At 29.7% G+C, this 9004-nt stretch carries 9 protein-coding genes; all 9 read left to right on the top strand.

Translation table 11 applies throughout. The features are described 5' to 3' along the window. The coding region (locus FLACOL7796_RS24760) for a hypothetical protein (RefSeq protein WP_232067444.1) at positions 1-237 on the top strand (237 nt) is incomplete at its 5' end. Further along, positions 230-1306, top strand: a complete 1077-nt coding sequence (locus FLACOL7796_RS23995; RefSeq protein WP_173973289.1) for a glycosyltransferase family 4 protein — start codon at positions 230-232, stop codon at positions 1304-1306. The genes FLACOL7796_RS24760 and FLACOL7796_RS23995, both read left to right, overlap by 8 nt. Before the next feature lie 29 nt (positions 1307-1335). Further along, on the top strand, positions 1336-2769 hold the full coding sequence (locus FLACOL7796_RS24000; protein WP_173973290.1) for an MBOAT family O-acyltransferase: 1434 nt from the start codon (positions 1336-1338) through the stop codon (positions 2767-2769). Further along, complete coding sequence (locus FLACOL7796_RS24005) at positions 2770-3651, top strand: hypothetical protein (protein ID WP_173973291.1); 882 nt, start codon at positions 2770-2772, stop codon at positions 3649-3651. Positions 3652-3654: 3 nt separating this feature from the next. Further along, a complete protein-coding gene (locus FLACOL7796_RS24010) occupies positions 3655-4806 on the top strand; it encodes a glycosyltransferase family 4 protein (RefSeq protein WP_173973292.1) in 1152 nt (383 codons plus the stop codon). Positions 4807-4810: 4 nt separating this feature from the next. Beyond that, positions 4811-6349, top strand: coding sequence for a glycosyltransferase family 2 protein (locus FLACOL7796_RS24015; RefSeq protein WP_173973293.1), 1539 nt, complete (start codon positions 4811-4813; stop codon positions 6347-6349). A 1-nt stretch (position 6350) separates the two neighbouring features. Next, complete coding sequence (locus FLACOL7796_RS24020) at positions 6351-7349, top strand: glycosyltransferase family 2 protein (protein ID WP_173973294.1); 999 nt, start codon at positions 6351-6353, stop codon at positions 7347-7349. Further along, positions 7349-8464: a glycosyltransferase gene (locus tag FLACOL7796_RS24025; protein WP_173973295.1), complete on the top strand. Its 1116-nt coding sequence runs from the start codon at positions 7349-7351 to the stop codon at positions 8462-8464. The genes FLACOL7796_RS24020 and FLACOL7796_RS24025 overlap by 1 nt, the downstream gene beginning before the upstream one ends. Further along, positions 8464-9004 (top strand): glycosyltransferase (locus FLACOL7796_RS24030; RefSeq protein WP_173973296.1); only part of this gene is annotated, 541 nt, incomplete at its 3' end. The genes FLACOL7796_RS24025 and FLACOL7796_RS24030, both read left to right, overlap by 1 nt.

Below are 9004 nucleotides of genomic sequence, written 5' to 3' on the forward strand. Positions count from 1 at the left end.
GAAAATAGATTGATTACAAAAATTGGTTTTTCATCTTATTTTCTTTATTTAATACATGAATATATAGGAGAAGTCTGGATCAGGAATATAGTTGGTTTTTTTTATCCAAAGAGTTTCATAGCTCCAATTATAATTATAATTGTGATGATTGCTTTTAGTATTCTTTATACTCAAAAAGTAGAAATAAAGATTGTTAAATATTTGCATAAATGTTTATTAAGAAAAAATAATGTCTAGAATAGCCATAATATGCAATTATCAATTACTTCCAGAAAGAGTAGGCGGAATGGACTATTTTTTCTGGGATTTTGACAAAAAGTGTAAAGAAAATAATATTGAGATTGATTGGTTTTTCCCAAATAAATCAAGTCATGGCAATTATTCAAACATGACTATTTATAATAGCGAAGTCAAAAGTGTCGAAAAAAGTTTTCTCTCTTTATATAAAAAAAGCGAACCCAACTACACTCATATTATTACTCATTTTATAGAATTATGTACACCATTTTTTTATAAAATAAAAAAACTTTCTCATGCAAAAATCATTGCCGTAGATCATAATCCGAGACCTTTATACGGATATCCACTCAAAAAAAGAATAAATAAAAAACTCAAAGGAATTCTTTTTTCAAGATATATTGATTTTTTTGTGGGAGTTTCAAATTATACTGTAAATGAGATTTTGAAAGATTTTGGTTCTCATTTAAAATCTAAAACATTAACGATTTATAATGGCGTTATTCTAGATGCAATTGTAGAAAGAGAGAAAAGAGCAACTCAAAAACCAAGCTTTTTAGTGGCTTCTCATCTTAGAGAATCTAAAGGAATTCAAGACTTAATTGAAGCCGTGTATCTTCTTCCTATTGAAATAAAAACTCAAATTGAAATAGTGATATATGGAGATGGACCATACAAACAGCAATTGCTTGAAAAAATAGAAAAATACAGCTTGTGCAAATGTTTCATTTTTATGGGAAGTAAACCTAATCTCAATGAGATTTTTTCGCAATACGATTACATGCTTCAGCCCACACATATGGAATGTTTTAGTTTGTCGATTTTGGAAAGTCTTGCTGCAAATGTTCCTGTAATTACAACAAATGTAGGAGGCAATATCGAAGCTATTACTTCAGGCAAAAACGGATATGTTTTTAAAGCTAAAAACTTAAAAGATCTTACCCAAATTATTAAAGACATTTATTTAGGAGACAAAAAGATATCAATTAATACAAGAGAATTAATTGCCAATTCCTTTTCTTTGCCGAAAATGGTGGAAAATCATTTTGAATTACTCAAAACGAAATAGAATAAATTTAAAATTGCATTAAATAAAATATGTTTTTTAACTCATTAGCTTTTGCTATTTTTTTGCCAAGTGTTTTTTTCTTGTATTGGTTTGTATTTAATAAAAACAAAAGCACGCAAAATGCTTTACTAATAATTGCGAGTTACTATTTTTATTCGTGTTGGGATTGGAGATTTTTGTTTTTACTTGTTTTCTCTACATTTCTAGATTATTACACCGGAATTCAAATTGAAAAAGGAAAATCAGAACGGAATAGAAAATTCTGGTTTTGGCTCAGTATTTCAGTTAATTTAGGTTTTCTTGGAATTTTTAAATACTATAATTTTTTTGCAGCATCTTTCTCAGAATTACTTAACTCAGTTGGAATTCAGGCAAGTCCTATCTTATTAAAAGTCATTCTTCCGGTTGGGATTTCATTTTATACCTTTCATGGATTATCGTATGTTATTGATATTTATTTGAAAAGAATAAAAGCTGAATATAACTTCATAGATTATTCTTTATTTGTGAGCTATTTCCCGCTCTTGGTTGCAGGTCCTATCGAAAGAGCGACACACTTATTGCCACAAGTAAAAGTAAAACGTGAATTTAACTTCGAAAAAGCAAAAGAAGGAATTTACCAAATCGTTTGGGGATTGGTTAAGAAAATTATCATTGCTGATACATGTGCGACATATGCAAATGCTATTTTTGATAATTACAATTCGATGAATTCTTTTTCATTAATTCTTGGAGCTATCTATTTTGCATTTCAAATTTATGGAGACTTTTCAGGATATTCTGATATTGCGTTAGGAGTTTCAAAATTATTTGGATTAGATTTATTGCGAAACTTTAATTATCCTTATTTTTCAAGGGATATTGCAGAATTTTGGCGTCGTTGGCATATATCGCTTTCGTCTTGGTTTCGTGATTATTTGTATATTCCTTTAGGAGGAAGCAAAGGGGGCATCTGGATGAAAATGAGAAATACCTTTATTATTTTTATAGTAAGTGGATTTTGGCATGGAGCTAATTGGACTTACGTATTCTGGGGATTTTTAAATGCAGTTTATTTTTTACCATTGCTTTTGTCAAACAGTAATCGAAATAATCTGGATGCTATTCAGTTAAAATATAATTTTGATTCGCTAAAAGTTATCATCAGTATTTTATGCACATTTTTGCTCACGTGTATTGCCTGGGTATTTTTTAGAGCCAGAACAATAACAGATGCGGTTTTGTACTTAAAGCGAATGATTACTAATTGGGATTTTAGTTTTCAATATTTGGCAAATGAACGCTACAGCTATGAATTGTTGCTTATGATAGGAGTATTTGTTTTGATAGAATGGAATAATCGTAATAAAATAGAACCATTATCGGGAAAAAGAAGTCTTCTGAAATTAACGTTGGCAATAGGAGCGATCATGATTTTTGGAACATTTTCTGATTATAAAGAATTTATATATTTTCAATTTTAAATGAAGAAGTTTTTAGTTTATATGGTTAAAATTTTAATCATAATTATTTTAATTGCCGGAGTTTTAGATGTGGCTTTTACTTATGTTTTTATGCAATCTAAGAATAGAGGTAAAATAGAAACAGTCTTTAATTCAAAATCTGAAAAATACGATGTAATAATTTTAGGATCGTCAAGAGCTAATAATCATTTTGTTTCACAAATATTTGAAGATGAAGGACTTAAATCTTTTAATTACGGCATGAGTGGCGGACATTTATTTGAGGCCGCGCTAATGCTAAAATTAATGGTTGAGAGAAAATATGTCATTAAGAATGTAATTCTTGAAGCCGACTTGAATTTATCAAGTGACTATAATGCTGAAGGAATTTCGGCTTTATTTTTACCTTATATTCATAATTCGGATGTTATAAAAAAACATTTTGAGTCACAGGAGAATTTTAATGAATTATACTACATTCCACTTTACAGATACATCAAATACGATACTAAAATTGGATTTAGAGAAGTGTTTTTTACAGCAATTCATAAAAAAACAAATGCCTTGGACAATTTAGGATATTACCCATTAGAAAAACATAAAAATGGGAATATGAAAAATAATATTATCAATTTAAATCCTTTACCACATAATAAATATTATGAAGAGATTAAGGCCATCTGTAAAGCTCATAATATTAATTTAATCACTGTTATGACACCAATGTGTGAAAATGTTATAGGAATAGATTATTTCGATAAAGTAAAAGCAGCATATCCAGAAATTTATAATTATGAGAATGTAGTAAAGGAAAATAAATATTTTTCATCATGTGGACATATGACAGATGAGGGAGCAAAAATATTCACCGCCAGAATTCTAAAAGATTTTTTCAATAAATAAGCAATGAAAATAGCATTTTTAACACCAGAATATCCGCATCCAAAAATAGGTAATTCAGGAGGTCTTGGGACTAGTATAAAAAATCTGGCAATAGGACTTTTAGAAAAAGGTGTTTCTGTTAGGGTTTTGGTATATGGTCAAAAAAAAGATGCATTTTTTGATGATAATGGAATTTTGATTCAACAGATAAAAAATGTCAAATTAAAAGGATTATCTTGGTTTCTTACAAGAAAAAAAATTGAAAAAAAAATTAACCAGTTATATGTAAATAAAGAAATTGATTTAGTAGAAGCACCGGACTGGACAGGTATTTCATCATTTATAAAACCAAAATCTTGTCCTCTGATTATTAGATTAAATGGCTCCGACACTTATTTCTGCCATTTAGATAATCGTCCTGTAAAATGGATAAATAAATTTCATGAAAAGCGAGCCTTGCAAAATGCTGATGGATTAATATCCGTTAGTCAGTTTACAGCAGACAAAACTAACTTTGCTTTTGGCTTAAACAAAAAGTTTGCTATTATTCCAAATCCTATTGATTGTAGTTTATTTAAGTTAGATATTTCGCGATACAAAGTAGATAAAAGTATTTTGTATTTTGGAAGCATTATTCGTAAAAAAGGACTTTTAGAACTGCCTCTAATTTTTAATAAAGTTATAGAAAGATATCCTGATGCTAAATTGGTTTTAGTTGGTAAAGATGTTCGTGATATTATTTCTGGCAATTCTTCTACCTGGCAAATGATGCAAAATCTTTTCTCAGATAAAGCAATTAAAAATGTTGAGTATCTTGGAGCCGTTCGGTATGATAAGATAAAACAAAAAATTCAACAATCAAGCATATGTGTTTTTCCTTCCTTTGCAGAAGCTTTTCCTGTTTCTTGGCTTGAAGCTATGGCATTAGAAAAACCAATTGTGGCTTCAAATATTGGTTGGGCAAATGAAATGATTGATGAAGGAGAGAACGGATTTTTAGTCGATCCAAAAGATCATGAATTGTATGCCAAAAGGATAATTGAGTTTTTAGAGGATGAAAACTTGTGTACAGAGGCAGGAAAATCAGCAAGAAAGAAAGTTGAAACTTCATTTGATATTGGAGTTATGGCAAATAAAAATATTGAGTTCTATAATAAAATGACTAATCGAGAATAGAGTTATGAAGCTAAAGGAATTTGTAGCAAAAAACGGAGAAATAATTCTTTACAACGGGAAACCAAATTTATCTCGATTGGAGATTTTAGTTGGCGGCGCCGGAGATATTTGGCACAATTCTTTTGAGCAAGGTTATAAAAATGCGTTTCAGGATCTGATATATCAAACAGCTGTTTTTTTTGTTTTTTTAAATGATTTTGATAATCTTGACGAATGTATTAGTTGGAGAATCAATCCAAATCAATTTGCAGTTCGTAAATCTGTGTGGGAAACTTTAAGAGGATTTGATCCCGAATATCAAAATATTCAAATGCAAGCATTAGATTTTGGCTATAATGCACTTCGTAATTCAGCTGCAATTCCATTATATGTAAAAGGGCTTTTTGAAGAAAATTCTTTAGAGAATATCAACATTACTGCAAAAGACCGATATGTTTTCTTTAGAAAAAATTTCAAGACAGATCATTCTGTTTTTATGTTATATCGAAAAGGATTCTGGAATTGGAAAGAGTGGAATGCTTTTTTATATGCCAGAAAAAACTTTAACCAAATAATTAACAGACCAGTTGTAAAGCCTCGTAAATTATTAGAAATAGAAGGAAATCCATCAGTAAGTTATATTATTCCAACAATGATGCGGCAGGACTTTACTTTACAATTATTAGAAGATCTTGCAGTTCAGACTTATCCCGTATCGCAAATAGTGATTGTCGATGCAACTCCTGAGAATTTAAGAAATGGCGAATTGTATCATAATAAAAAATTTCCTTTTGAATTAATCGTCAAGTGGCAAGAAACGAAAGGAAGTTGCAAGGCTAGAAATGAAGCGATAGAATTATGTACTGGTGAATATATTGTTTTTGGAGATGACGATGTTCGGGTTTTACCTGATTTTATAGAAAATCATATCAGAATATTGCAAACATACAGAGTCAATGCTTGTAACGGACTGGATATTAGGGCTGATAATGAACAACAAGGATTGGTAGATTTAAAGCAAAAACTTGAAGAACTTGGAGATAAAAGGTGGAATACTAATGCAAATCCGGGTTTTAGTAATGCAAATTCTTGCGTGAAAACAGAGTATGTTAGAAAACTAACAGGCAATGACATTAATTTTGATGGAGGATATGGTGAGGATAGTGATTTTGGAATTTCATTAGTGAAATTGGGGCAAATTGTAATTTTGAATCCTTTTTCTCCTAATTTACATTTGAAGCCACCAGTTGGAGGTTATCGTTTTTGGGGGAATCAGGCTAAAATTTTAGGAAAGAAAAGAAAAGCACAACCTTGGGAATTAGATAGTCCGGTAAAAATGGTACGTCCAGTTCCAAGTCCTACAATTATGTATGGAATTGTTAAGCATTTCACGGCACAACAAGTTATAGAATATAAATGCAAGTACTTTTTTCTTTATTTATTCAAAGGTTCCAAAAAAGGATTTTTATATCGTTTTTTCAGAATTCCATATAAAAATTTACAGTTTAAAAAATCTTTGTTTTACGCCAAGAAATTAAAAGAACTGGGAATTAGATATAAATAATATGACATTCTCCTTAATTATTTGTACCTATATGCGTCCTGAGCCCTTGCTGAAATTATTACAATCAGTACAAAAGCAAAGTTTGTATCCTGATGAAGTTTTAATTATCGATGGATCACTTAATAATGATACACAGATAAATTTAAATAAAAATAAAATTGATAGTATAAAATATTTTAGTGTTTCGGATGAGGATAGAGGATTAACTAAACAGCGTAATTTTGGAATAAATCAAGTTTCACCAAATTGTGATATTGTATGTTTTCTTGATGACGATACTATTCTTGAAGAAAATTATTTTGAAGAATTAATTAAAACATATAACATCTTTCCAGATGCTTTAGGAGTTGGAGGTTATATTACTAATGAAACAAAGTGGGAGAAAGTAAAAGATAATTATAATCCTTCTATAAATGAGTTTTATTTTGATGGATGGAAGCGTAAAGATGGAAGCAGATTTGTTTTGCGCAAAAAACTTCATTTAGATAGCGATTGTCCTCCAGGTTTTTCATCTTCTTTCTCACATGGAAGAAGTGTTAGTTTTTTACCGCCAACCAATAAAATATATGAAGTAGAACAATTAATGGGAGGTGTTTCGTCATTTAAAAAAACAGTCTTTGAAAAACTTTCATTTTCAACTTATTTTGAAGGTTACGGTTTGTACGAAGATGCCGATTTTACTTTAAGAGTTGCGAAAGTTGGTAAATTATATATTAATACAGCTGCAAAATTAGGTCATTTTCATGCAGAGCTAGGAAGGCCTAATCAATATTATTATGGGAAAATGGTAGTTAGAAATGGATGGTATGTTTGGAGGGTAAAAAATCCGAATCCGAATTTTTTGGATAGAGTAAAGTGGAATCTGATTACACTTTTATTGATGGGGATAAGATCAACAAATATTTTAACAGAGAGAAATAAGAAAGCTATTTTTACTGAAACATTGGGACGAAGCATCGGGTTTCTTAGCCTAATAGTTGATAAGCCAAAATTAAGATAATGAAATTTGCAATAATTACTCATGTTTCTCATGTACAATCTGCAGACCAATATTTTGGTTATGCACCTTTTATTCGCGAAATGAATATTTGGATAAAATATGTAGATGAGGTAATTATTGTAGCTCCGTTAACAATTAGAGAAACCACAGCGATAGATATCGAATATAAACATAATCAGATTAATTTTATACAAGTTCCTGTTTTTAGTTTTACTAGTTTCGCGACTATATTAAATTCAGTTTTTAAATTGCCACTAATTATAAGTAGAATATTTGTAGCAATGAAAAATGCAGATCATATTCATTTGCGTTGCCCTGGGAATATGGGATTAATAGGTTGTTTTGTTCAAATTTTATTTCCAAATAAAGTAAAAACGGCAAAATATGCAGGTAATTGGGATGCTAAAAGCAAACAACCCTGGACATACAAATTGCAGAGATATATTTTAACTAATACATTTTTGACTAAAAAAATGCAGGTTTTGGTCTACGGAGATTGGGATGATCAATCTAAAAACATAAAACCATTTTTTACAGCTACCTACTCACAATTCGAAAAAGAAATTGTTCAAAAACAATATTTTGTACAAAAAGTAGAATTTATTTTTGTAGGAACCTTAGTTGTTGGTAAAAATCCGTTTTATGCAATAAGGTTAGTTGAGCAGCTAGTTAAAAAAGGTAAAAATGCAATTCTAAATATATATGGAGATGGAATGCAAAGAGAAGTTCTGGAGCAGTACATTGAGAAAAATCAATTGCAAAATTTTATTTTTTTGAAAGGAAACCATGATAAGTTAACCATTAAGAAAGCATACCAAAAGAGCCATTTTGTTTTGTTACCTTCACAAAGTGAAGGTTGGCCTAAAGCAATTGCAGAGGGAATGTTTTGGGGATGTGTTCCTATTGCAACTAATGTTTCATGTGTTCCTTATATGCTTAATTTTGGAGATAGAGGTATTTTATTAAAAATGAATTTAGATTATGATTTAACTCAGATCGAGGAAATTTTGAATAATGAGCAAACTTTTTTTTCTAAAAGTAGATTAGCTATCGAATGGTCTCAAAAATATACAACAGATTTTTTTGATGCAGAAATAAAAAAAATCTTGTTATAATGAGAGTGTTACAACTTATAGACTCTCTCGAAGCCGGCGGTGCTGAACGAATGGCAGTTAATTATGCCAATGCTTTAGCAAATAAAATTGTGTTTTCAGGTCTTGTTACAACAAGAAAAGAAGGAGTTTTAAAAAATCAAATCGATAAAAAAGTAACTTATTTGTTTCTGAAAAGGACCAGAAAAATTGATTTTAAAGCTGTTATTGTTTTAAGAAGATACATTCGAGATAATAAAATTGATATAATTCATGCTCACAGTTCTTCTTTTTTTATTGCTGTCTTAGTGAAATTCACTTTTCCAAAAATAAAAATTATTTGGCATGATCATTACGGAACAAGACCAAAACAAACTAAAAAGGAAAACAGGATTTTAATATTTTTATCAGCTTTTTTTTCTGCAATTTTTGTGGTAAATTTTCAATTAGAAAAGTGGAATAAAGAAAACATGAATTGTCACACAGTAACATTTATTCCTAATTTTGCAACTTCGCAAAGTATATTAAATGAAACTAAACTAATAGGAATAGATGGTAAAAGAA

The sequence above is a fragment of the Flavobacterium bizetiae genome (genome assembly GCF_902804475.1).
Taxonomy (GTDB): domain Bacteria; phylum Bacteroidota; class Bacteroidia; order Flavobacteriales; family Flavobacteriaceae; genus Flavobacterium; species Flavobacterium bizetiae.

Bases quoted from the DNA above. Each gene is read 5' to 3' on its own strand.
- FLACOL7796_RS23995 (WP_173973289.1), top strand. From the start codon at position 230: ATGTCTAGAATAGCCATAATATGCAATTATCAATTACTTCCAGAAAGA.
- FLACOL7796_RS24000 (WP_173973290.1), top strand. From the start codon at position 1,336: ATGTTTTTTAACTCATTAGCTTTTGCTATTTTTTTGCCAAGTGTTTTT.
- FLACOL7796_RS24005 (WP_173973291.1), top strand. From the start codon at position 2,770: ATGAAGAAGTTTTTAGTTTATATGGTTAAAATTTTAATCATAATTATT.
- FLACOL7796_RS24010 (WP_173973292.1), top strand. From the start codon at position 3,655: ATGAAAATAGCATTTTTAACACCAGAATATCCGCATCCAAAAATAGGT.
- FLACOL7796_RS24015 (WP_173973293.1), top strand. From the start codon at position 4,811: ATGAAGCTAAAGGAATTTGTAGCAAAAAACGGAGAAATAATTCTTTAC.
- FLACOL7796_RS24020 (WP_173973294.1), top strand. From the start codon at position 6,351: ATGACATTCTCCTTAATTATTTGTACCTATATGCGTCCTGAGCCCTTG.
- FLACOL7796_RS24025 (WP_173973295.1), top strand. From the start codon at position 7,349: ATGAAATTTGCAATAATTACTCATGTTTCTCATGTACAATCTGCAGAC.